At 66.4% G+C, this 23455-nt stretch carries 16 protein-coding genes; 6 read left to right on the top strand and 10 right to left on the bottom strand.

From position 1 onward, the window contains the following. Positions 1-47: 47 nt before the first annotated feature. From ggt to speE, 3 genes are all read right to left on the bottom strand, one after another. Positions 48-1745, bottom strand: a complete 1698-nt coding sequence (gene ggt / locus KF759_RS00080; protein ID WP_291222078.1) for a gamma-glutamyltransferase — start codon at positions 1743-1745, stop codon at positions 48-50. 147 nt (positions 1746-1892) lie between these two features. Then, positions 1893-2801, bottom strand: a complete 909-nt coding sequence (locus KF759_RS00075) for an AEC family transporter (protein WP_291222076.1) — start codon at positions 2799-2801, stop codon at positions 1893-1895. Positions 2802-2873: 72 nt separating this feature from the next. Continuing rightward, positions 2874-3743 carry a polyamine aminopropyltransferase gene (gene speE / locus KF759_RS00070; protein ID WP_291222468.1) on the bottom strand — a complete coding sequence of 290 codons (870 nt, stop codon included), beginning with the start codon at positions 3741-3743 and terminating at the stop codon, positions 2874-2876. A gap of 132 nt (positions 3744-3875) precedes the next feature. Between speE and speA the strand changes: the two genes are divergently transcribed. Beyond that, positions 3876-5762 carry a biosynthetic arginine decarboxylase gene (gene speA, locus KF759_RS00065; protein WP_291222075.1) on the top strand — a complete coding sequence of 629 codons (1887 nt, stop codon included), beginning with the start codon at positions 3876-3878 and terminating at the stop codon, positions 5760-5762. A gap of 10 nt (positions 5763-5772) precedes the next feature. Here the strand turns inward: speA and KF759_RS00060 are convergent, their stop codons facing one another. Then, positions 5773-6522 carry an SDR family NAD(P)-dependent oxidoreductase gene (locus tag KF759_RS00060; RefSeq protein WP_291222074.1) on the bottom strand — a complete coding sequence of 250 codons (750 nt, stop codon included), beginning with the start codon at positions 6520-6522 and terminating at the stop codon, positions 5773-5775. A 258-nt stretch (positions 6523-6780) separates the two neighbouring features. Here KF759_RS00060 and KF759_RS00055 point away from each other — a divergent pair, with 258 nt between their 5' ends. Next, entirely contained in the window at positions 6781-8340 is a 1560-nt protein-coding gene (locus KF759_RS00055) for a PQQ-dependent sugar dehydrogenase (RefSeq protein ID WP_291222072.1), read from the top strand. 268 nt (positions 8341-8608) lie between these two features. Here KF759_RS00055 and KF759_RS00050 read toward each other — a convergent pair whose 3' ends face one another. From KF759_RS00050 to radC, 4 genes are all read right to left on the bottom strand, one after another. Continuing rightward, complete coding sequence (locus KF759_RS00050; RefSeq protein ID WP_291222070.1) at positions 8609-9229, bottom strand: SPOR domain-containing protein; 621 nt, start codon at positions 9227-9229, stop codon at positions 8609-8611. Next, the gene (argS, locus tag KF759_RS00045) at positions 9229-10914 is read right to left on the bottom strand and encodes an arginine--tRNA ligase (protein ID WP_291222068.1); all 1686 of its coding nucleotides are present in this window, start codon (positions 10912-10914) and stop codon (positions 9229-9231) included. The genes KF759_RS00050 and argS overlap by 1 nt, the downstream gene beginning before the upstream one ends. Before the next feature lie 75 nt (positions 10915-10989). Then, a complete protein-coding gene (locus tag KF759_RS00040; RefSeq protein WP_291222067.1) occupies positions 10990-12051 on the bottom strand; it encodes a hypothetical protein in 1062 nt (353 codons plus the stop codon). 132 nt (positions 12052-12183) lie between these two features. Continuing rightward, complete coding sequence (radC, locus tag KF759_RS00035) at positions 12184-12846, bottom strand: DNA repair protein RadC (RefSeq protein WP_291222466.1); 663 nt, start codon at positions 12844-12846, stop codon at positions 12184-12186. Positions 12847-12993: 147 nt separating this feature from the next. Here radC and coaBC point away from each other — a divergent pair, with 147 nt between their 5' ends. From coaBC to KF759_RS00020, 3 genes are all read left to right on the top strand, one after another. Continuing rightward, complete coding sequence (gene coaBC, locus KF759_RS00030; RefSeq protein ID WP_291222065.1) at positions 12994-14211, top strand: bifunctional phosphopantothenoylcysteine decarboxylase/phosphopantothenate--cysteine ligase CoaBC; 1218 nt, start codon at positions 12994-12996, stop codon at positions 14209-14211. Beyond that, the gene (gene dut, locus KF759_RS00025; protein WP_291222063.1) at positions 14208-14663 is read left to right on the top strand and encodes a dUTP diphosphatase; all 456 of its coding nucleotides are present in this window, start codon (positions 14208-14210) and stop codon (positions 14661-14663) included. Before coaBC ends, dut begins: the two co-directional genes overlap by 4 nt. Positions 14664-14755: 92 nt before the next feature. Next, complete coding sequence (locus tag KF759_RS00020; RefSeq protein WP_345777410.1) at positions 14756-17086, top strand: phosphomannomutase/phosphoglucomutase; 2331 nt, start codon at positions 14756-14758, stop codon at positions 17084-17086. A gap of 18 nt (positions 17087-17104) precedes the next feature. Here KF759_RS00020 and KF759_RS00015 read toward each other — a convergent pair whose 3' ends face one another. Both KF759_RS00015 and pyrE read right to left on the bottom strand, forming a co-directional pair. Then, the gene (locus KF759_RS00015; protein ID WP_291222059.1) at positions 17105-17749 is read right to left on the bottom strand and encodes a DUF4124 domain-containing protein; all 645 of its coding nucleotides are present in this window, start codon (positions 17747-17749) and stop codon (positions 17105-17107) included. A gap of 62 nt (positions 17750-17811) precedes the next feature. Then, positions 17812-18453 carry an orotate phosphoribosyltransferase gene (pyrE, locus tag KF759_RS00010; protein WP_291222058.1) on the bottom strand — a complete coding sequence of 214 codons (642 nt, stop codon included), beginning with the start codon at positions 18451-18453 and terminating at the stop codon, positions 17812-17814. A 467-nt stretch (positions 18454-18920) separates the two neighbouring features. On the opposite strand from pyrE, the gene KF759_RS00005 reads away from it, so the two are divergent. Beyond that, the gene (locus KF759_RS00005; RefSeq protein WP_291222056.1) at positions 18921-23375 is read left to right on the top strand and encodes a hypothetical protein; all 4455 of its coding nucleotides are present in this window, start codon (positions 18921-18923) and stop codon (positions 23373-23375) included. The last annotated feature ends 80 nt before the right edge of the window (positions 23376-23455 follow it).

Here is a 23455-nt window from a genome sequence, read left to right as displayed (position 1 = left end):
CCGCGCAGCGTACACCGCTCGCGCCGCCTCACCAAACGACGTCCGCTTCAGTAACCGGAGGCCTGGCCGTCCTTGCGGCCTTCCGAGGCGCCGGTGTAGGTGCGCGTGCTCGCATCCCAGCCGATCGCCTGATAGCCGCCATAGGGGCCGTCGGCAAAGCGCACCGAGTGTCCCTTGCGCATGAGGCCACGCACGCTTTCGTAGGCAAAGCCCGATTCCAGATCGACCCAGCCGCCATCGTTCATCGGCGTGGCCTGGCCATCGGGCGCGGTCGAGCCTTCGTGCTGGGTGCGCGGCGCATCGCCTGCTTCCTGCAGGTTCATGTGGTAATCAATCAGGTTCATCACGATCTGCACGTGGCCCTGCGGCTGCATGTCGCCGCCCATGAGGCCAAAGCTCAGCCACGGCGCGCCGTCCTTGGTGATGAAGGCCGGAATGATGGTGTGGAACGGTCGCTTGCCCGGCGCGTAGGTGTTGGCGTGGCCATCCACCAGCGCAAACAGCTCGCCGCGGTCCTGCAGGATGAAGCCCAGCCCCGGCGGCGACATGCCCGAACCCATGCCGCGGAAGTTCGACTGGATCAGCGAGACCATGTTGCCCCATTGATCGGCGGTGGTGAGATAGATGGTGTCGCCGCCCAGCGGCGGGGTGCCCGGCTCGACCGCCTTCATCGCCTGGTCGGGCGAGATCAGCTTGCGCCGCTGCGCGGCATAGTCCTTCGACAACAGTCCCTCGATCGGTGCCTTGGCGAAGGCCGGATCGGCATAGAACTTCGCGCGATCCTCGAAGGCGAGTTTCTTGGCCTCGACGAACAGATGCACATGCTCGGCGCTGCCGAACGGGATCTTCGAGAAATCGTAGCCCTCGAGGATGTTGAGCATCTGCAGCGCGGCCAGGCCCTGACCGTTGGGCGGCAGCTCCCAGACGTCGAAGCCGCGATAGTTGGTCGAGATCGGCTCGACCCATTCGCCGTGGTGGCTGGCGAGGTCATCGAACGAGAGAAAGCCGCCCTGCGCCTTGATGTAGTCGGCGATCGTGTGCGCGATCCTGCCCTTGTAGAAGGCGTCGCGGCCGCCGCGCGCGATCGCCTGCAGGGTGTCGGCGAGGTTCGGGTTCTTCCAGATCTCGCCCTTGGCCGGCGCCTTGCCGGCGAGCGTGAACTGCTCGGTGAAGCCCGGAAATTTCGCAAGTTTCGGTACCGACAATGCCCAGTAATGTGCAATGAGCTCGGTGACCGGAAAGCCCTCGCGCGCATAGGCAATCGTCGGTGCCAGCACATCCTTCATCGGCAACTTGCCAAAGCGCCCATGCAGTGCAAACCAGCCGTCGACCGCGCCGGGTACGCTCACCGGCAGCGGACCGAGCGGCGGAATCGCGGTGTAGCCATGCTCCTTGAACCACGCCAGGGTCAAGGATTTGGGCGAGCGTCCCGAGCCGTTGTAGCCGTAGAGCTTCTTCGTCTTCGCATCCCACACGATCGCGAACAGATCCCCGCCGACGCCGTTGGACACCGGCTCCATGAGGCCGAGCGCGGCATTGGCTGCAATCGCGGCATCCACCGCGCTGCCGCCGCGCTTGAGCACGTCCAGACCGATCTGGGTCGCCAGCGGATGCGAGGTCGCCACCATGCCGTGCGTGGCGATCACTTCCGAGCGGGTGGCGAATGATTTTCCGGTGATGCGGTCGCCCGCCTGTGCGCTGCAGCTGATCAAGGCGGTCGCGAGGATCAGGAAGGCGCGTTGCATGGCAGGACTCCGGGGGGGGCCGCGACGCGCACGATAGCATCGGCTGCTGCACAGCCCTGCGGCGAGGCGCGCGCGGATGGACCGAGCGTTCCGCGGGGCGTGCGCAGGGGTTTGGATCCCGCCGCCGGAGCCTGCGCTCCGATCCTGCTAGGCGCCTAGCAGGACATGCCACAGCGGCAGGGTCGCCATCGAAGCGATGAGGCCGAAACCGACCATCGCCGCGGCCAATTCCGGCTCGAGCTTCGCCAATGCCAGCAGCGCGCCCGCGGTGATCATCGGCGGCATCGCGGTCTCGTAGACTGCCGCCGCGCGCATCTGGCTGTCGAGGCCGAGCAGGCTCGCCAGACCCAGGGCCAGCAGCGGCATGAGCAGCAGCTTGGCGCCCAGGCCATAGACCAGCGGCAGGCGATGGTGCTGCGGCAGTCGCAACTGCAATTGCATCCCGCTGGCGAGCGCGACCAGCGGCAGCAGGCTGTCGGCGAGGAGCTTGAGTGGGCCTGCGATCACCGGCGGGTAGTCGCGTGGCATCAGCGTGAGCGCGAGCACGAGCGCGATGAACGGCACGAAAGTGACGATGCGCACGAGGATCGCGCGCAGGCTGGTGCGCTGGCCGCTGTAGAGGCCGATCGTGATCAGGCCGAAGGTCGAGAGAATGATGAAGCTGCCGAACTGGTCGTAGACGACCGCATAGCGCAGCGCGTCCTCGCCGGCGAGTGCAGGCATCAGCGCAAAGCCGAGAAACGAGGTGTTGCCCAGCGGAATCTGCAACAGCAGCACCGCGGTGAGCGCAGGTGAAAAGCGCAGCCAACGCGCAAGCAGCAGGGTGAGCGTGCTTGCGGCGATGAGGATCAGCCACGGCACCGCGACCAGGCCCGCCAGGTCCAGATCGAAGGTGAGCCGCGGCGCGTACAGCAACACCGCCGCAGGCAGGCAGACGTAGAGCACGACCAGGTTGAGCGTGTCTGCCGACCGATCGGGCACCACGCGCCGCCACGCCAGAACCTTGCCGACGACAATCATCGCCAGGATCAGGCCGAAGGCGGAAACCGCCGACATCGCTTCAGCCCGGACCGCGACGCATGGGGCCGGTGTGGCGCATCGCTCGGCGGCTGCCGCGCGCGCGAGCGCTCATTCGCCCAGTGCTTCGCGCATGAATGGCGGCAGCGCCAGCGCGGCCTTGTGCGTTTCCACGCTGTAGTAGCGCGTATCGAACTGGCGCTGGGCGGCGCCGCGCTCGCGGAAGTCGCTGAGATCGGCGTTCTTGCGCGCCATCGTGCAGCTCCACCAGCCGGTCGGATACAAGGGCTGCGGGAACAGCAACGTGCGCACGGCCTGGAAATGCGCCATGCGCATCGAGGTGCGCATCGCCTTGATCAGGTCCAGGTGCACCAGTGGCGACTCGCTCTGCTGCACGAGGATCCCGCTCGGACGCAGCGCGCGGAAGCAGCTCGCATAAAAGGCGGCGTTGAACAGCCCTTCGGCCGGGCCGACCGGATCGGTCGAATCGACAATGATGAGGTCGATCGACTCGGGATCCTGCTCGGCCATGTACTTGATGCCGTCGATGAACAACAGCTGCGCGCGCGGATCATGGTTGGACGCGCACAGCTCGGGGAAATACTGCTCGGCCAGGCGCGTCACGCGTTCGTCGATCTCGACCTGCACGGCCTGCTCGACTTCCTCGTGCTTGAGCACTTCGCGCAGCGTGCCGCAGTCACCGCCACCGATGATCACCACGCGCTTGGCGCGTGCGTGGGTGAACAGCGCGGGATGCGACATCATCTCGTGATAGAGGAAATTGTCGCGCGTGGACACCATGGTGCAGCCGTCGATCACCATGAGCTTGCCCCAGTCGGTCGTGTCGTAGATCTCGATCGTCTGGAACGGGGTCTGCTCGGCATGCAGGCGCGCGTTCACGCGCAGGCCGAAGGAGGAACCCGAGCGCGCATGCTGCTCGCTGAACCAGGTCTCGGCAGCGCCCGTGGGTGTGGCTGTCATCATGGTGTCCTTCATGCGGTCGATCCGGGGCTGGCCGGACCGCCAATTGTAGCCGCTTGGTGCGCGTCCGACACGCAGGGGCCGTGCTTGCTCGTTACACTAGCGCGCTCGAATGCATGACCGGAGGCAAGGGTGAACAAGCCGCAGTGGGACATCGATGCCGCGCGCGAGACCTGGGCGGTGCCGCACTGGAGTGCGGGTTACGTCGATGTCGGCGCGGGCGGCAAGCTGCTGGTGCGGCCGCGGCGCGGTGATGGCCCGGCGCTGGCCTTGCCCGAGGTCGTCGATGCGGCGCAGGCTGCCGGTGCGCGCTTGCCGCTCTTGGTGCGTTTTGCCGACATCCTCGATGATCGTCGTTCACGCCTGCAGGGTGCGTTCGCGCAGGCGATGCGCGACTGGGATTACGGTGGTCGCTACACGCTGATCTATCCGATCAAGGTCAACCAGCAGAAGCAGGTTGCCGGCGCGCTGGCGGCCAGCGGCGATGCGGGCTTCGGGCTGGAAGCCGGCTCCAAGCCCGAGCTCATGGCCGTGCTCGCGCTGGCCAGGGCGGGCAGCACGGTGATCTGCAATGGCTACAAGGATCGCGAATACATCCGCCTCGCGCTGATCGGGCGCAAGCTCGGACTCGAGATCTTCATCGTCATCGAAAAGCCGTCCGAGCTGCGCCACGTGATCGAGGAAGCGCGCGTGCTGGGCGTGCAGCCCTTGCTCGGCGTGCGCATGCGCCTGAAGAGCCTGGGCGCGGGCAAGTGGCAGAACTCCGGTGGCGACAAGGCCAAGTTCGGGCTCACGCCGCGTCAGCTCCTCACCCTGCTCGACGAACTCAAGGCGGCGGGCCTGGGCGATACGCTCAAGCTGCTGCATTTCCACATGGGTTCGCAGATGTCCAATGTGCGCGACATCGCCAACGGCATGCGCGAGGCGGTGCGCTATTTCGTCGAGCTCTCGCGCATGGGGCATGCGATCACGCACATGGATGTCGGTGGCGGCCTGGGCGTGGATTACGAAGGCACGCGCTCGCGCTCGGATTGCTCGATCAACTACGGCCTGGGCGAATACGCATCGGCGATCGTCGGCGTACTGGCGCAGGCCTGCGCCGCGCATGCGCTGGCGCCGCCGCATATCCTCACCGAGTCGGGCCGCGCGTTGACCGCGCATCATGCGGTGCTGGTGGTCGACGTGAGCGAGATCGAGGCCGCGCCGCGTGGCGCGATTCCGCCCGCGCATGCGGACGAGGCGAGTGTGCTGCGGCGCCTGCGCGAAGTGCTCGCCGAAATCGACCACACCCCGCCTACCGAGTCCTGGCACGAGGCCCAGTACCAGCTCGCCGAAGGTTATTCGCTGTTTTCGTTGGGCCAGCTCACGCTGGACGAGCGCGCCCAGCTCGATGATCTCTACTACGCCGTCATCAATGCAGTGCGTACGCGCCTCAAGCCAGACGAACGCATGCACCGGCAGGCGCTGGACGAGATCGCCGAGACCCTGGTCGACAAGTATTTCGTGAATTTCTCGGTGTTCGAGTCGATTCCCGATGTATGGGCGATCGATCAGGTGTTTCCGATCGTGCCGATCGAGCGGCTCGACGAAGCGCCCGACCGCCGCGGCGTGATCGCCGATCTCACCTGCGATTCGGATGGCCGCATTGATCGCTACGTCGAAGCCGATGGCCTGGACGTGAGCCTGCCGCTGCACGCGCCGCGCGCGGGCGAGCCCTACCGGCTGGGCATCTTCATGGTCGGCGCCTATCAGGAAACGCTCGGCGACATCCACAACCTGTTCGGCGACACCGACGCGGTCAACGTGCGCCTCGATGGCGCAGGGTTCCGCTTCGAGGACCAGCGCCGTGGCGACAGCGTCGATCTCATGCTCGACTATGTCGGCTACGATCTCGCGGCGCTGCGTGCCGCCTACGATGCGCGCATCGCCGCGGCGGGTTTGGCAGGCGATGAGGCGCAGCATCTGCGCGCCGCGCTCGAAGCCGGACTCATCGGCTACACCTACCTCAGCCAGGAGTGATGTGCGCGGCTCAGTCGCGCGCGACCTGGAAGCCCGCGAACGACTGACTGGTCGGCATCACCTCGATGCGATTGATGTTGAGGTGCGGCGGCAGGTTGGCGATCCACCAGATCGTCTGCGCGATGTCATCGCCGGTGATCGGGTGGGCGCCGGCATAGAGCGTGTCCGAGGCCGCCTGATCGCCGCCGGTGCGCACCAGCGTGAATTCGGTCTGCGCCATGCCCGGTTCGACTGAGCTCACGCGCACGCCGGTGCCGTGCAGGTCGCTGCGCAGGCCGAGCGAAAATTGCGTCACGAAGGCCTTGGTGCCGCCGTAGACGTTGCCGCCGGTGTAGGGATAGGTCGCCGAAATCGAGCTCACGTTGATGATCGCGCCGCGCCGCGCGATCAGGGTCGGCAGCAATGCGTGGGTGAGCGTGGCCAGCGCGGTGATGTTGGTGTCGATCATCTGCCGCCACTGCGCAAGGTCGCACTGGGGCGCCTTGGCGGTGCCCAGCGCGAGGCCGGCATTGTTGACCAGCACGTCGATGTCGCGGAAATCCTCGGGCAGTGCATCGAGCGCGGCCTGCATCGCCGCGGCATCGCGGACGTCGAACGCCGCAATGTGCACGCGCTCACCGAACTCGGCCGCCAGTGAATGCAAACGCTCGGCACGACGCGCACAGGCGATCACGCGCCAGCCGGCGGCGGCAAAACAACGCGCCGTGGCGGCGCCGAAGCCGGCGCTGGCGCCGGTGACGAGTACGGTCTTGGCGGTCATGGCATGCCCCGGACAAAACGCCACCATAGTCCAAGCCGGTGCGTGCGCACAGGGGTGTGACCGATCATGCCCCCAAGCGCTGCCGGCCGTCACGATTCCGATGCGTTCTGCTCGCATACGGGCTCGCCGCGTGCTATGCCTTGATGGCCTGTCTCGTGGTCGTGCCCGCTCGCATGGCGACCTGAGCTTCGCCAACGGCTTCGGGAGTTGATTCACCGCTGCCGCAAAATGCTTCCATAACCTCCTGGAGGGTTTGTCATGCAGGTACTGCACTCGTTCGCAATCGTCGCTGCCGGCTTTGCCGCCAGCGCGGCAATGGCCGCAATCGTTCCGTCCGATCTTCATCTCGAACGCTGGCCCGATGCATCCACCACCTTCGACAAGCCGATCGCGGTCCGCAATGCCGGCGACGGCAGCAATCGCCTGTTCGTGGTCGAGAAATGCGAAGCCATCCGCGTGGTCAAGAACGGCGTGCTGTTGGCGACGCCGTTTCTTTCGCTCGACCCGAGCTGCGGCAACGAGCAAGGCATCCTCGGTCTGGCCTTCGACCCCGACTACGCAAACAACGGCACGTTCTACGTAACCTACAGCGCGCCTTCGGGCGATCCGCGCCTGGGTGCGGCCGCCGACCAGGTGCTCGCGCGCTACACGGTGTCGGGCAACCCCGATGTCGCCAATCCGACCGGTACCGTGGTGCTGCGCGTGCCCGACATTGCCTCCAATCACAACGGCGGCGACATCGCCTTCGATGCGCAGGGTTATCTCAACTGGTCGATGGGCGATGGTGGTGTGCAGGGCGACCCGAACGGATTTGCCCAGTGCAACGGACGCAAGAAGGCCGACAACAATCCGGCGAGCTGCCACGACACCTCGGGTAGCGGTCCCAATTATTACCTGCTGGGCAAGATCATCCGGATCGACGTGCACAACACCACGCCAGCGCCGGTGCCGGCCAACTTCTGCGGCAAACCGGCCAGCGGCGCCGCACCCTATGCAATTCCGCCCGACAATCCGTTTGCCGACATCGGCCAGTTCCCGAACGACTGCGCCGAAGTCTTCAACTGGGGCTTCCGCAATCCGTTCCGCTTCAGCTTCGACCGGCAGACCGGCGACATGACGATCGGCGAGGTTGGTCAGAACCGTTACGAGGAAATCGACTTCCAGGCGGCCGGCAGCGTCGGCCAGAACTTCCAATGGAACGCCTGCGAAGGGCTGCATACCTATCCCGGCAACGCGACACCCTGCACCGGCCCGGCGGGCAGCGTGCCACCGAAAATCGAAACCGGGCATTCGGCTGATGGCACCTACGCGATCATCGGGGGTTACGTCTATCGTGGCCCGATCGTGCCGCTGCGCGGCCAGTACATCTTCAGCGACAATGTTTCGGCAAATATTTACGTGGTTGCAAACCCCGGCGCGGCGCTGCCGACCTGGACGCGCGAGATCCTCGCGGGAACACCGTCGATGTCGCCCTATGGTTTCGGCGAGGATGAGGAAGGCAATCTCTATCTCACCGACGGTGGCGGCAAGATCTATCGCTTCGTCTCGGCGCAAACCGGACCCTCCTGGACCGTGACGCCCGCACCCGGACCCCACGGGGCGATGTCGCCGGCGGGACCACAGACCGTGCCTGAAAACTCGGTCGTGACCTTCACGCTCACGCCCGAGACCAACTACGGTGTCGATGCCGTCAGCGGTTGCGGAGGCAGCTTGAACGCACCCTTGCAGTACCAGACGGCGCCAGTGACCGCCGATTGCACGGTGACGGCGACGTTCAAGCCGACCGACATCATTTTCCAGGATGGCTTCGAAAGCTGAAGCCTTCCTTCAGCGCGCCTTTGCGATCAACGCAGGCCCGGCATGACGCCGGGCCTGTTCGTTTCAGATCGGCGAATGTTGGTGCCCGATCACGCAGGCATCGCAGCGCAAGCCCTCGCGCGCTTCGGGCGTACGTGCATGAATCAGATAAAGCCGGCATGCAGAGTCGCCCGTCTGTGTCAGTGTTCTTGTACGGGTTGTTATTGGCATACCCATATCGGTTCAGCCTGATCGTGTCGTTGGAGGGGCGCTCGGGCGCCGCATTGACTCACGGTGAGGCTTGTTCCTTGAGCGCGATCGCATTGACGCCGTTATCGGCGAGCGCGCGCTTGGCGGTTTCCAGCTCGCTCGCGGTGGCGTAGGGGCCCACGCGCACCCGGTTCCAGGTCTTGCCGTTGATCGTCACCGGCAGCACCTGCGCGCTGAAACCGACCAAGGCGAGGCGCGCCTTGGCTTCCTCGGCGCCCTTGGCATCGGGATACGAGCCGGTTTGCAGCACGTAGCGACCGCCCGCGGTGGGATTGGGTGCCGCGCCCGGTGGCAGCGCCGGCGCTATCGGCGCTGCATTTGTGCGTGCCTGTTGTTCGGCGCGTGCCTTGGCCGAGAGTTCCGCGTCGGGAATCACGACTTCGGCCTCGGGCAACACCTGATAGAAGTCGTAGTTCTTCTTCGGCTTGGCCTCGGCGACGGGCGCTTCGGTCTCGCGTGGCGCGGTGGCCTGTGGATTGGGTTGCGGCAAATCGCTCTTGCGCAGCAGCGGCAGCCAGCCCTTGCCTGCGACCAGCGCCATCAGCAGCGCACCGATCAAGACGCCGCCCAGCAGCCAGATCCAGCCCGGTGTCTGCGCGCCGCCACGGGTGGCCTGGCGACCATTCTTCTTCGATGCCATTACATGCTCTCCGGCGCGGTCACGCCCAACAGATCCAAACCATTGGCAAGCGCCTGGCGCACCGCCGCAGCGAGCGTGAGGCGCGCGTTGCGCAGGGCTGCATCCTCGACGAGGAACTGGCAGCTGTTGTACCAGCCATGGAAGGCTGCGGCCAACTCGCGCAGCCAGTTCGCCAGCAAATGCGGCTCCAGGCTTGCGCCTGCGGCCTCGACGACTTCGGCCATGCGCGACAGTTCGACCAACACGGCCTGTTCGGCGGCGCTGTCGAGCCGCGCCAGTTGCGCGAGGCCATGCTCGCGGTCCCAGGCCAGGCCGCGCTCGCCCAGCTGACGCATCACGCTGGCAATGCGCGCATGTGCGTATTGCACGTAGTAGACCGGATTGTCGTTGGTCTGCGCGCGTGCGAGGTCGATGTCGAACACCAGTTGCGAGTCGGACTTGCGTGCGACGAGAAACCAGCGGGTGGCATCGCGGCCGACTTCGTCAATGAGGTCGCGCAGGGTCACGTAGCTGCCGGCGCGCTTGGACAGTTTCACTTCCTCGCCGCCGCGCATCACGGTCACCATCTGGTGCAGCACGTATTCGGGCCAGCCTTGCGGAATGCCGCAATCGAGCGCCTGCAATCCGGCCTTCACGCGCGCAAGCGAGCCGTGGTGGTCCGAACCCAGCTCGGTGATCGCGCGCAGGTAGCCGCGTTGCCACTTGCTGCGGTGATAGGCGACATCGGGCACGAAATAGGTGTAGCTGCCGTCGGACTTGCGCATCACGCGGTCCTTGTCATCACCGAAATCGGTGGTGCGCAGCCACAGGGCGCCGCCTTCCTCGTAGGTGTGGCCGTGGGCGATGAGCTCGCGCACGGTTTCCTCGACCTTGCCGTCGGCGTAGAGCGAGCTCTCGAGAAAGTAGACATCGAAGCCAACGCCGAACGCGGCGAGGTCGTCGTTCTGCTCGCGGCGCAGCCAAGCCACCGCGAAGCGGCGGATCGCGTCCAAGTCATCGACTGCGCGCGCCGCGACGATCAGCCGGCCATCGACCTCGACGCTGGCGCCGTCGAGATAGGCACGGGCGACATCGATGATGTAGTCGCCGCGATAGCCGTCGGCTGGCCAGCCGACGTCGTCGGGGCCCTGACCGCGGGCGCGCGCCTGCACCGAAATGGCGAGGTTGTTGATCTGCGCGCCGGCATCGTTGTAATAGAACTCGCGCTTGACGTTCCAGCCGTTGGCGGCAAGCAGGCGCGCGATGCAGTCACCGATCGCAGCCGCGCGGCCGTGGCCGACGTGCAACGGGCCGGTCGGGTTGGCCGAGACGAATTCGACGCCCGCAGTGCGGCCGGCGCCGGCGCCGCCATGGCCATAGCTGTCGCCGCGTGCAAACACTTCGCGCACCTGGGCGTGATAGGCCGCCGGGCTGAGGAAGAAGTTGATGAAGCCGGGGCCGGCGATCTCGACCTTGGCGAGACCCGGGTCGGTTGGCAGCGCGGCGACCAGATCGGCAGCCAGCTCGCGCGGCTTGCGCCCGGCAGTCCTGGCGAGCAGCAGGGCGGCATTGGTGGCGAAATCACCGTGCTCGCGATTGCGGGTGCGCTCGATCACGAACGCGGGAAGGTCGCCCGCGGGCAGACTGCCGGCTGCGAGCAAGGCATCGATGGCGTGGCGAAGCAGGGAATGCAGGGAGTCTTTCAAAGCCGGAACATCGCAGAAACGGGACCGGCCATTGTAAGGCTTGCGCGAAACAATCGCCGCGCAGAACCAGCGCCTTCATTCGATCCGTGCGAGCGTTTGCCGGTACGCGGCAATCACGTCGTCGCCGCTGCGGGGTACGCCGCCAAGCGCAATGCGTGCGCGCGTGCCCATGATCAAAGCCTTGAGGCGCGGCGCATTGGCCTGCTTTCCGGCACCGAACGCGGCCATGCCGGCTTCGGAATTGAAGCGATGCAACTCGAAGAAGAAACGGCTCTGGCCGTCGCCGAGGAAGGCAAGCACCGGTTGCGCGCTCTCGTCAGCGGCAAGCGATCGGCCGGCGAGCAGTTCGCGTTCGCGGCACAGGTTTTCACCGCTGGCGGCGAAGCGATCGAACGTCTCGCTGACGTTGGCGGTATCGAGGTCGGCCGCAATCAGGGCGAGCTTCCAGGCGGCCACGAGCTGGGGATCGCTGCGCCACGCGGGGTGGCGCCGGTCGAGGACATGGTCGAGGCGGGCTGCGAGCGCGCCGCCGCTGTGCACGAGGTCGGCGGCGTTGAGCGCACCTTGCGTCGCCAGAGGCCGTGCGTCGAAGGTGCTGCCCGCAATGGCGAGTTCCAAAGCGATCCAGAGCGCCGCGTCCCGTTGTTCGTCGAGGCCGCATGATGTGAGGATCCGTTGGCTTTCCTCCCAGCTCGCGCGCTCGTTGGCGCCGACGCCGTCGATCGGGTGCGGCGCCTGACGCTGGCGCAGGTCATGGCAGGCAGCAAACAGCAGCAGGCTCAGCCACTGCGGCAATTGGAGTGCATTCGGACCGATTGTCTGCAGCAGGCGATCGAGCCGCGGGCCACACAGGTCGAGCACGTGGGTTTCGTTGTGATAGGGATGAAAGTCGCTGCCGAGGCTGCCGTGGCGCAGCGCAAGCCGCGCGTAGCCGAGCAGGGCGGCGTCGGCGGCACGTGCGAACAGGGCGCGGTCGGCAGGGTCGCGCAGCAGGCCCGCCAGCGCTTCGCGCAGATGCTCGAAAACATCATCCAGCGGCTGCGCCTTGGCACCCAGGCGCGCGCGCGCGCTGGCCACGTCGGGCAGCTCGTGCTCGGTCTGGTCGGGCGGAAACTCGCTGGCAAATCCCAGAATCAACGGCCGCGCCCTGTCTCCCCCAAGTGGCGCCGAGTATAGGCGCTCGGCCGCGCGGGTGTTGTGCGCCCGCCAGGCAGAACGCGGCCCTTGCGCAAGCCTCGCGGCTGACGCTGCGTGGCGCTTGATGCGGCCTCAGACCCAGCCGCGCTGGGCCAGCGAGGTCGGCTCGCCGTGGCCGATCACGAAATGGTCGAGCAGCCGCACATCGACGAGGGCGAGGCTGTCGCGCAGGCGCGTGGTGATCTGGCGATCGGCGCTGCTCGGCTCGGCGACGCCGGACGGGTGGTTGTGCGCGGCGATGACCGCGGCGGCGTTGTGGGCCAGGCAACGCCGCACGACTTCACGCGGATGCACCGCGGCACCGTCGATCGAACCGCGGAACAGCTCCTCGAAGGCGATCACGCGATGGCGATTGTCGAGGAACAGGCAGGCGAACACCTCGTAGGGATAGCCGGCCAGCCGCGACTTGAGATAGCGCGCACTGTCGGTCGGACTGGTGAGCGCGGTGCTGCTGCGCAGTTCGGCGTCGAGATAGCGTTTGCCCAGTTCGAGCGCGGCGCACAGCCGGCACCAGGCCACGCTGCCGATGCCCGGCTCACCCTGCGGAGCATCGAGCAGGGTCTTGAGGCTGCCGGCGCGGGCGAGCAAGTCGCGCCCGAGGTCGACCGCGGTCTTGCCGCGGCGCCCCGAGCCGAGGAACACAGCCAGCAGTTCGGCATCGGAGAGCACGCCCGGCCCGCGTGCGAGCAGTTTTTCCCGTGGACGTTCCTGGCTGGGCCATTCGCGGATGCTCATCGTCTTCGCCTCGCGGAAATCGGGTGCGGACATGTCGATATGCCCGCTGCGCGCAGCATGTTCGGGCGAAGCAGTGACGCTCGCCAGCGGCGCGCGGCGCGAATTTCAGTAAGCTAGCCGCTCCATTTGATGTACGTGGTTTCCTACATGAGTCATGCTCTGGCCGGCCTGCGCGTCCTGCTCGGCGTTTCCGGTGGCATCGCCGCCTACAAGGGCGCCGAGCTCGTGCGGCGTCTGCGCGACGCGGGTGCGCAGGTGCGCGTCGTGCTGACCGAGAACGCGGCGCGCTTCGTCACGCCGCTGACGTTTCAGGCGCTGTCGGGCAATCCCGTGCGCACGAGCCTGTGGGACGAGTCGGCAGAAGCGGCGATGGGCCACATCGAGCTCGCGCGCTGGGCCGATGAAGTCCTGATCGCGCCGGCCTCGGCCGATCTGATCGCCCGGCTCGCGCAAGGTCAGGCCGATGAGCTGCTGACCACGCTGTGTCTGGCTTGTGCGGCGCCGCTGTCGATCGCGCCGGCGATGAACCAGCAGATGTGGGCGCACGCGGCGACCCAGGCCAACCTCGTCACCCTGCGCGCGCGCGGGGTGCGCGTGTTCGGGCCCGGCGTGGGCGAACAGGCCTGCGGCGATGTCGGCAGCGGCCGGCTGCTCGAACCGGGGGAGATCGTCGAGGCGCTGGCGGCTACGCGCGCGCCGCGCGTGCTCGCCGGCACGCGTGTGCTGGTGACGGCCGGACCGACCTTCGAGGACATCGATCCAGTGCGTTTCATCGGCAACCGCAGTTCCGGGCGGATGGGCTTTGCGATTGCCGCCGCGGCGCGCGATGCCGGTGCGCAGGTCACCCTGGTGGCGGGGCCGGTCAACCTGTCCACGCCCGCAGGCATCGAGCGTGTCGATGTGCGCAGCGCACAGCAGATGCACGCGGCCGTGCTCGCGCGCGCAGCCGGCGCCGACGTTTTCATCTCGACGGCTGCGGTCGGCGACTTCCGGCCCGCGTCGGTGGCCAGCCAGAAGCTCAAAAAGACCGATCGCAACAGCGGCCTGACGCTCGATCTCGTGCAGAACCCCGACATCCTCGCCGAGGTTGCGGACTTGCCGCAGCGTCCGTTCGTGGTCGGCTTCGCCGCCGAGACCCACGACGTCGAGGCGTATGCACGGGCCAAGCTTGAGCGCAAGAATCTCGATCTGATCGCCGCCAACCAGGTGGGCGAGGGTTGCGGATTCGAGCGCGACGACAACGCGCTGCTGCTGATCTGGCCCGGCGGGCGGCAGGAATTGGCGACCGCGAGCAAGCTCACCTTGGCGCGCGACCTAGTGGCACACATCGCCCACCTGCGCGCGGCGCGCGGAGCCGCGGCATGACGCGGGTGGCGATGAAAATCCTCGATCCGCGGCTGGGCAGCGAATATCCGCTGCCGGCGCCGGCAACCGAAGCCTCGGCGGGCGTGGACCTGCGCGCGATGCTCGAAGCGCCGCTGGAACTGGCGGCCGGCGCCAGTGCACTGATTCCCAGCGGTATTGCCATTCATTTGGACGATCCGCAGCTGTGCGCGCTGGTGCTGCCGCGCTCGGGGCTGGGCCACAAGCACGGCATCGTGCTCGGCAATCTGGTCGGGCTGATCGATGCCGACTATCAGGGGCCCTTGATGATTTCGTGCTGGAACCGCTCGGGGCAGGCATTTACCATCACCCCGGGGGAACGCATCGCGCAGCTGGTGATCGTACCGATCGTGCGCGCGGTGTTCGAGACGGTGGCCGAGTTCGCGCCGAGCGAGCGCGGCGAAGGCGGCTTCGGCAGTTCCGGCCGGCATTGAGGCGGGCGGGCGCGATGCTTCGAACGAGGGGAGCGGCAGGCATGGGCGGGGACGCAAACGCAGCATCTTCCGAGCGGCTCAGAAAGGTCCGGGTGGCCTTGCCGCCGATCCTGTCATTTGCGTTGGCGGCCATCCTGCTCGTGGTCGGTGCAATCGCGCTGTGGCAGGCGTGGTTGATCTGGTCGGTGCAGCGCGGCTCGGCCCAGGCCGATGTGGCGCGCGCGCAGGTCGCGGCGCAGATCGCGGCCCAGGTGCGCAGCGATCAGGATGCGATCGCGCAGGCCCTGGCCAATCCCGAGATCCAGCAAGCGCTGCAGCAAGCCGATGGTCGAGAGGCCGCGGCCGCGGCGTTGCGGCGCCTGCTGCCTGCAGCCACCGATGCGGAACTCTACAGCTCCAACCTCGACGAGGTGCTTTCGGGCGATCTGCGCGCGCTCGGCTATGCCAAGGCCGCCGCGCTGATGCAGGCCAAGATCAACCCGGCCCAGCCGCTCGCCGAGATGCGCCGCGAGCACGACGGCAGCGAACAATTGATGATTGCGATGCCGGCGCAGGTCGACGGCAAGGTGGTCGCCTTCGCGGTCGTCGAACAGCCGTTTGCGCCGATCCTCGATACCTTTCGCCGCACGCGCGTGCACGACGTGCGGCTCGATCTGCGCCAGGGCGATGGACGCGGCGACGCACTGATCGCCACCATCGGTGACGTCTCGGCCTATACATCGACCGATGTCGGTGAAGTGATCGCAGGCACGCGCCTGCGCATCGGCAAGGCCGATGCCGAGCGCTTTCTCTTGCTACCGCGCGCGCCGTTCCTGCTCTTGTTCATCGGCCTGGTCGCAACCGCGGCGGGTCTGGCGGCGCTGTGGGTGCGCAAGGTGGGCATGCGTCAGGCGCTGGAATCACTGCAGCGTCGCCCCAGGGAAGAAGGCAGCCAGCTGACGATGACCGAGGTCCTGCGCGAGGAGGCGGCCGCGGCGGCGGGCGCCGCGAAAACCGCGGTGGCTGCGCCTGCAACCGCCGCCGCCAAGGCGCCGTCGGGCCCGGTGCAGATCGACCGCAGCATCTTCCGCGCCTACGACATCCGTGGCGTGGTCGGCAAGTCGCTGAGCGTCGATATCGCCCGCCTGATCGGCCGCGCGATCGGCAGCGAGGCGCGCGAGCGCGGGCTCGAGGAGATCGTGGTCGGCCGCGACGGGCGGCTGTCGGGACCGGATCTGTCCAAGGGTTTGATCGACGGTTTGAAGACCTGTGGGCTGCGCGTGTTCGACATCGGCGCGGCGCCGACGCCGCTCACCTATTTTGGTGCCTTCCATCTGCGCACCGGCTCCTGCGTCTCGCTCACCGGCAGTCACAATCCGCCCGACTACAACGGATTCAAGATCGTGCTCGGCGGCGAGACGCTTGCCGAAGACGCGATCCAGGGCCTGTACAAGCGCATTGTCGAGCAGGCCTTCGTCGGCGGTGACGGCAGCGTGCAGACGATCGACATCAGTGGCGATTACACCCAGCGTATCGCCGACGACGTGCAGCTCGGCCGGCGCATGAAGGTGGTGGTCGATTGCGGCAACGGCATTGCCGGCGCGATCGCGCCACAGGTGCTCGAGGCGATCGGCGCCGAAGTCACGCCGCTGTACTGCGAGGTCGATGGCACGTTCCCGAATCATCATCCCGATCCGTCCGACCCGCACAACCTGCAGGATCTGATTCTTTCGGTGAAGCAGGTCGGTGCCGACATCGGTCTGGCCTTCGATGGCGACGGCGACCGCCTCGGCGTGGTCACCGCGGCGGGCGAGATCATCTATCCAGACCGCCTGCTCATGCTGTTTGCGATGGACATCCTGCAGCGCAACCCGGGCGCGACGATCATCTACGACGTCAAGTGCACGGGCCACCTGCAACCGCTGATCCTTCAGCATGGCGGCAGCCCGCTCATGTGGCGCACCGGCCATTCGCTGATCAAGGCCAAGATGCGCGAGACCGATGCGGCGATGGCCGGCGAAATGAGTGGTCACTTCTTCTTCGGCGAGCGTTGGTACGGCTTCGACGACGGCATCTACTCGGCGGCGCGACTGCTCGAAATCCTTGCTGGCGATCTCGAGGAACGCGCGCCTGCCGAAATCTTCGCGACCCTGCCCAAGGGTGTTTCCACGCCCGAACTCAAGATCGAGATGCGCGAAGGCGAGCATTACAAGTTCATGGAAGCCTTCAAGGACAACGCGATCTTCGACGGCGCGCGCCTGACCACGATCGACGGTGTGCGCGCCGACTGGCCCGATGGCTGGGGTCTGGTGCGTGCATCGAACACGACGCCGGTGCTCGTGCTGCGGTTCGACGCCGACGATGCCGCGGCCCTGGCGCGCATCCAGGCCATATTCCGCAAACAGATTCTGGCGACCGACGACACCCTGAAGTTGCCGTTCTGAGTCGTCGCGGCCGCGCCTTCAGGGTGAGGAGTGGGCCGCGTCGCGCTTGGCCTTGAGTTCGCGGAAGTGCAGCACCTCGGCTTCGAGCCTCGCCTGCGTGGACTCACGGTCGGCTTGGCGCCGCTCGACGGCTTCTTGATGGGTTTCGATCTGTGCGCGCAGCTCGGCAATGCGCTGGGTTTGTGCATCAGGCAGGTTCTTGCCACTGCGCTCGGCGGCGGCGGCACGGTCGAGCAGGTCCGCGAGCGCCTGTTCCTGACCGCGCAGGCTGAACTGCGCCGCCTTGATTTCCTGATCGATCGAATCCAGTTGCTGCTGGTGGGCGGCCTTGAGCGCGGCTTCGTCCTCATACATCGACATCAGCTGCGCGTCGTCGCGTTCGCGTTGCTCGGCGATCGCGCGCTCGGCCTTGTCCTTCGCGGCCTGGACCTTGGCGGCGGCGATTTCGTCGGCGGTCTTGGCGCGTTCGACCCGCCTGATCACGAGTCCCTGCCCGTTGACCACTTCGTAGCCGAATTTCACCGCCTCGGGCGGCAGTGAATCGCTGTAATGCAGGGCGCCGGTACCATCGCGCCATTTGTATTTGGTGGCGCCAGTCCCCGCCGCCAACACCGGCGGCGCGGCCAATGCCACGATCAGACCGACGACAACCGCTGCACGCATGACCGGCCTCCTGTTCGGCGCCGAGTATAGGCGAGCCGCGCCCGCTGCGGGTACGCGCCGCGTCAACATCCGTAGCGCGCGCGGTAGGCCGCGAGGCGCTCGTGGTGGAGGGCGAGTTCGGGCTTGTCGGCGACCCAGCCGAGCAGATCGCCCAGGCGGGCGATCGCCACGGTCGGGATGCTCTGTTCGCGGCTGAGTTCCTGCGTGGCCGACAGCTCGCCCTGGCCGCGTTCCTCGCGGTCAAGCGCGACCAGTACGCCCACGGGGGTGGCGCCGGCGTCGCGAATCAGCGCGAGCGACTGGCGAATCGCGGTGCCCGCGGTGATCACGTCATCGACGATCAGCACGCGCCCCTTGAGCGGCGCCCCGACCAGGCTGCCGCCTTCGCCGTGATCCTTGGCCTCCTTGCGGTTGTAGGCGAAGGGCAGGTCGCGGCCATGCTGCTGCGCCAGTGCGGTGGCAGTGACCGCAGCGAGCACGATGCCCTTGTAGGCCGGCCCGAACAGCATGTCGAACGCAATCCCGGATGCGACCGCGGTCTGGGCATAGGCCGCGCCGAGCGTTGCCAGCGCCGCGCCCGAATCGAACAGGCCGGCATTGAAGAAATACGGACTCACGCGTCCGGATTTGAGGGTGAACTCGCCAAAACGCAGCGCTTCGCGGGCGAGGGCAAGGTCGAGAAAGGCACGTTGGTGGGCATGCATGGTGAACGCGGCTCGCTGCAGGGGTGGAAGCAGATGGCGGGTGTCGATTCTGTCATGGCGCGCAAGCCAGGCGGGACCATTCGCATGCGTGCCCAGTCGCGCAGGCCGCGGCCACGGCTGTGACCCGCGTCCGGCTCGAGGTGCACTCCGGACTGGCTCGCCCTGTGACCGGTATTTCAGCGCAGCCTTCGACCGGACGGCCCACGAACGCTTGCGCCAAGCACGCCCATGTTCCCGCTCGGTTTGCATGCGCGCTGCATGGCGGGCCGCGCGTACCTGCAGTCGGCCGACGAAACTGCGACTGAACTCGCGGATTGACCTTTGTTCAAGAAGGTACAGTCGCGCCTTCATGGAATGCGAAGGAGCACGCGAGATGACGGTACCGAAGATCAACGGATTGCGGGGGGGGGCTGCTGCTTCTCGCGCTGGGCACCACGGTTTCGATCGCCACGGCGCAGACGAGCGGCGTGCTGACCGACGCCGATCTTGCGCGCAACCCGCCTGATCGATTGAGCGCCGGCACACCAACCGAATCGTTCTTTCCCTGGGGCGCGTGGGCCGAGCGCGTCAAGACCTCGGAAATTTCACCAATGGGTGCCGACGCGTTCGGCGAGCAGGTCTCGCTGTTCGATGGGCGGACATCGTTTTCCGTCACCGACATCGACATTCCCGGCAGCGACGCCTTGCCGGTCCGGCTGGGCCGCACGTTCAACGTGGCCGGCAAACAGCGCTCCAGCAGTTCGATCGGCATGGAGGACCTCGGCGGCATCGGAAACTGGACATTGGACGTGCCCTATATCGCGGGCGTGTTCGACAAGCGCTACCCCTGGACCGAGGACCAGAACAACCCTGCCTTCAATGGTCGGCGTTGCAGCAGCAATTTCCTGCCCAAGTCCGACTATCCCCTGAAACGTGCCTGGTCGGGCAATCGCGTCCACGTTCCCGGCAAGGGTGATCGCACCATGCTGGTGCGCGATCCGGCGATCACGACGCCAGTGCCGATCGGCGCCTATGTCTACGTCACAGCCGATCTCGATCAGTTCACCTGTGTCGCCAACGTCAAGAACCCGGGATCAACCGAACCTCGCGAAGGGTTCGTGATGCATTCCGCCGACGGCACGGTCTGGACCTTCGACGTGGAAGCCCGCCGCAACGCCGGTTCAGTCGAGCTGCCGACTTCTGATGGCTGGACTGCAAGTTATGACCGTATCGAGGTGTACCTGCTGGCCAGCAAGATAGAGGACCGCCACGGTAACAAGGTCGAATACGACTGGTCGTTCCGGGCCGATACGCCGGCCTTCCAGCCGCGACTGGAGGCGATCCGGGGTACGTCTGCAAGCGGCGAAACCCGTACGATCGTCCTGGGTTACGAAGCGATCATACCGGTCGGTGGCAGTTACCCCGATGGCAAGCAGCGTTGGCGCCTGAAAACCGCGACTGCGCACGGACGTATCTGGAATTATTCCTACTATCCCAACGCGGCGAGCCGGCCGGAGATTGAACGCGGCACACTCCAAGGTGTGGAGTTACCCGACCACTCGGCGTGGCGATATGTGCCCGGCGGCAATCTGCTGTACACCTATGATGTCGACAACGGTTGGTGCGTTCCACCGGCCCCCACGCTCGACGCTTTTTCCCTGACCGTCACGCATCCGGCTGGCGCACAGGCGAAGTTCGAATTCGAGAACAAGCGTTTCTTCCGTGCTTTCACCAATGGGATTGGCGTCAGATGCTCGGATGGCGATCGCCAACCGCCGCCCCACTACGATGCATTCAGCCTGACGCGCAAGGTCGTGCGGGGTGCCGGCATTGCCGCGCCGATCACCTGGCAATACAACATCACCCCGGGCACGCCGGCCGGCTCGGCAACGCGCACGACCACGATCACGCAGCCTGATGGCTCGAGCGTGCAGCACGGTTTTGGCAACATCTACAACGTCGACGAAGGCCGCCTGTACACCACGACGACCTACGCGGGCGCGCCCGATGGCACCGATGGCCTGCGCAAGGAAACGCTCGCCTACGGTTCGTCGAGCGATCGGGGCGGCGCGAACTATCCCGCGCAATGGGGCGCGGCGTTGGGTACCCCCGATCAGATTCACGCGCGCATCGCACCTGTGAAATCGCGGACGATCAAGCAGGATGGAACCCCGTTTTCGCGCAGCAGCCTCAGCAAGGACGATTTCGATGCGTGGGCGCGCGTCGTGCACGAAACCGTGTCCGGTTCGGCAGGCAGCAAGGAGCGCGAGATCGCGTACCACGACAACACGACGCGTTGGGTGCTCGGCCAAATCGCATCGCTGAAGGAGACTCACGGACTTCAGCAATACACGCTCAACACCAACACCTATGACTCGACCACCGCCGACCTGCTCGAAGCCCGGGAGTTCGGCGAGCTGGTGCAGAGCAATATCTGGTATGCCGACGGCACACTGAAATCGCAGACCGATGGCAAAAAGCACGAGACGAAGTTTGCCAGCTACTGGCGCGGCATCCCGCGCTCGATCATCTTTGCCGACGACACGACCACGATGTCGGCAACGGTCGATGACTGGGGCCAGATCACCTCGATGACCGATCCTCTGAACAATACCACGAGCTACGAGTATTACCCGGCCGGCCGCCTGAAGAAGATCAGCTATCCGGTTGCGGGGAATGACCCGGCATGGAACTCGACCAGTTTCACCTATGAGCAGTTGAGCGGCGGCGGCGACTTCCCCTGCACGGCGGGCATGGGGAGCTGCACGTATTGGCAGAGCACGCGCACGACGGGCCTGGCCACGGAAACCACGGGGTTCGATGGACTGTGGCGCCCCCGCCTGTCCAGGACCGACGTATCCGGCATCGGGGCGTCGCAGATCTACGTCCGGCGCCGGTTCGATCATGCCGGCCGGGAAACCTTTGCGTCCTATCCGTCGGCCACCGCCGTCGCCAATGCGGGCCGCTCGACGAGCTACGATGCCCTGGGCCGGGTGGTCGCCACCGGGCAGGATTCCGAGCGTGGCTTGCTCACCACCGTATCGACCTATGCAAGTGCGCACAAGCGCACCACGACGGACGCGCGCGGCCACAAGACGTACACCACGTTCGCATCGTTCGAAACGCCAGGCTATGACACGCCCGTGGAGATCCGCCGCGAGCTTGTCGGCAAAACCGATCAGCTGACCTCGATTGCTCGCGACTCCTTCGGCAAGATCCTGAGCATCACCCGCAGCGGCGGCGGTCATTCCCACAGCGCCAGTCGCAGCTACACCTACAACGACCAGCAGCGCCTGTGCAGCGTGACCGAACCCGAATCGGGCACCAGCGTGTTCGGTTACGATCTGGCCGGGAACCTGGAATGGCGTGGCAAGGGCGGCTCTGGCAACTGTATAGAAAGCGGCGCCGCCAGCCAGGTCGTCGAATATGGGTACGATGCGTTGAACCGCCTGCTCACGACCACCTTCCCGAGCGGCACCGCGACGATCAGTCAGGACTGGTACGCCGATGGCACGTTGAGAAGCGTCACCCAAGGTCCGGTTGTCTGGAGCTACGACTACAACGGGCGTCGCCAGATCACGAAGGAAACGCTCGCCCTCGACGGCAAGACCTTCCAGCTGGACTGGACCTACAGCACCAACGGCCACCTCAGCGGCCTGCTGTATCCGGACATGACGGCGGTGGACTTCGCCCCCGATGCGCTGGGCCGGCCGAGCAAGGCGGGCAGCTACGCGAGCAACGTGACGTACTGGCCCAATGGCGCGATGAACACCTTCACCTATGGCAATAATCGCACGCACCAGTTGACGCAAAACGACCGCAAACTGCCCCAGCGCAGCACCGATGCGGGTGTCATCGATTTTGAATACGCCTACGATGCCAACGGCAATGTCACCGACATCGTCGATCATGCGCAAGCCGGGCTCGACACGCGCAGCATGACCTACGACTCGCTCGATCGCCTGGAAACTGTCACGTCCGATCCTACGCGCTGGGGCCTGGCCCGCTTCGAGTACGACGGCGTGGACAACCTGCGCAAGGCAGTCCTTGGCGGCGCGCAGACGAACTACACCATCAACCCCACCACCAATCGGCTCGATGCGCTCACCGGCGCGCAGGAAATCGGCTACGGCTACGACACGCGCGGCAACGTGACATCGCGGGCGGGCCGCAGCTTCACGATTGACGACGCCGACCGCGTGATCGCCACCAGCGGTGACCAGGGCAACGAAAACTACCTGTATGACGGCCTCGGCCGGCGCGTGCGCATCACCCGCACGGGAAACGCCAACACCTATCAGGTGTACAGCAAGGCCGGCCAGCTGCTGGCCGAGCAGTCGGCCAACGGTGAGTTCACCGACTACGTGTATCTGAACGGCTCGCTGCTGGCGCGGGTGGGAGGCGGCGGAGCTACGGTGCCCTCGGCGCCGACGATCAACCCGGCCATCAGCACCACGGGCACGTATACCGTGTCGTGGTCGATCCCGAGCGGCAGCACCAGCATGGTGCTGCTGGAGTCGGTCAACGGCGGCGCGCTGGCGCCCGCCACGCCCGCGCCTGCGGCCGGCACGACGAACTGGACGCCCGTCAGCGCGCGCACCGGCGGGGTGTACGCCTACGCGCTGCGCGCCTGCAACGCCAACGGCTGCAGTGAACCCGGGCCGCAGGCCAGCGCCTACGTGCTGCGCGCACCCACGGGGCTGGCCTGGGCGCCCAACCCGGTCGGCGCGAGCACGCCCTACACGGTGAAGTGGACTGCAATGAGCAGCGCCACTGGTTACCGGCTCGAGGAAAAAGTGGGCGCGAGCTGGCAGCAGGTGTACAGCGGCGCCGATTCGCAGTTCGTACAGGACCTGGGCATCCCCAGATTTGAGGATGGAATGCCTGCCATGAAGGTTCAGACTCGGCACTTCCGTCCCTGCGCCCAACCGAATCGGAGCTGATGCCATGAACCTGCTGCGCGCCCTCGTGTTTCGCCTGCCGCCGCTGATCGTGCTGGCGTGCCTGATCGGTGGCCCCGGTT

This window comes from Dokdonella sp. (genome assembly GCF_019634815.1).
In the GTDB taxonomy this organism is placed as follows: Bacteria; Pseudomonadota; Gammaproteobacteria; order Xanthomonadales; family Rhodanobacteraceae; genus Dokdonella_A.
Note: the sequence above shows the minus strand (reverse complement) of the source record. Positions and strands in the feature narration are given on the sequence as shown.

Excerpts from the sequence above, each read along its gene's own strand:
- ggt (WP_291222078.1), bottom strand. The coding sequence starts at position 1,745 with ATGCAACGCGCCTTCCTGATCCTCGCGACCGCCTTGATCAGCTGCAGC.
- KF759_RS00075 (WP_291222076.1), bottom strand. The coding sequence starts at position 2,801 with ATGTCGGCGGTTTCCGCCTTCGGCCTGATCCTGGCGATGATTGTCGTC.
- speE (WP_291222468.1), bottom strand. The coding sequence starts at position 3,743 with ATGACAGCCACACCCACGGGCGCTGCCGAGACCTGGTTCAGCGAGCAG.
- KF759_RS00060 (WP_291222074.1), bottom strand. The coding sequence starts at position 6,522 with ATGACCGCCAAGACCGTACTCGTCACCGGCGCCAGCGCCGGCTTCGGC.
- KF759_RS00055 (WP_291222072.1), top strand. The coding sequence starts at position 6,781 with ATGCAGGTACTGCACTCGTTCGCAATCGTCGCTGCCGGCTTTGCCGCC.
- KF759_RS00050 (WP_291222070.1), bottom strand. The coding sequence starts at position 9,229 with ATGGCATCGAAGAAGAATGGTCGCCAGGCCACCCGTGGCGGCGCGCAG.
- radC (WP_291222466.1), bottom strand. The coding sequence starts at position 12,846 with ATGAGCATCCGCGAATGGCCCAGCCAGGAACGTCCACGGGAAAAACTG.
- coaBC (WP_291222065.1), top strand. The coding sequence starts at position 12,994 with ATGAGTCATGCTCTGGCCGGCCTGCGCGTCCTGCTCGGCGTTTCCGGT.
- dut (WP_291222063.1), top strand. The coding sequence starts at position 14,208 with ATGACGCGGGTGGCGATGAAAATCCTCGATCCGCGGCTGGGCAGCGAA.
- KF759_RS00015 (WP_291222059.1), bottom strand. The coding sequence starts at position 17,749 with ATGCGTGCAGCGGTTGTCGTCGGTCTGATCGTGGCATTGGCCGCGCCG.
- pyrE (WP_291222058.1), bottom strand. The coding sequence starts at position 18,453 with ATGCATGCCCACCAACGTGCCTTTCTCGACCTTGCCCTCGCCCGCGAA.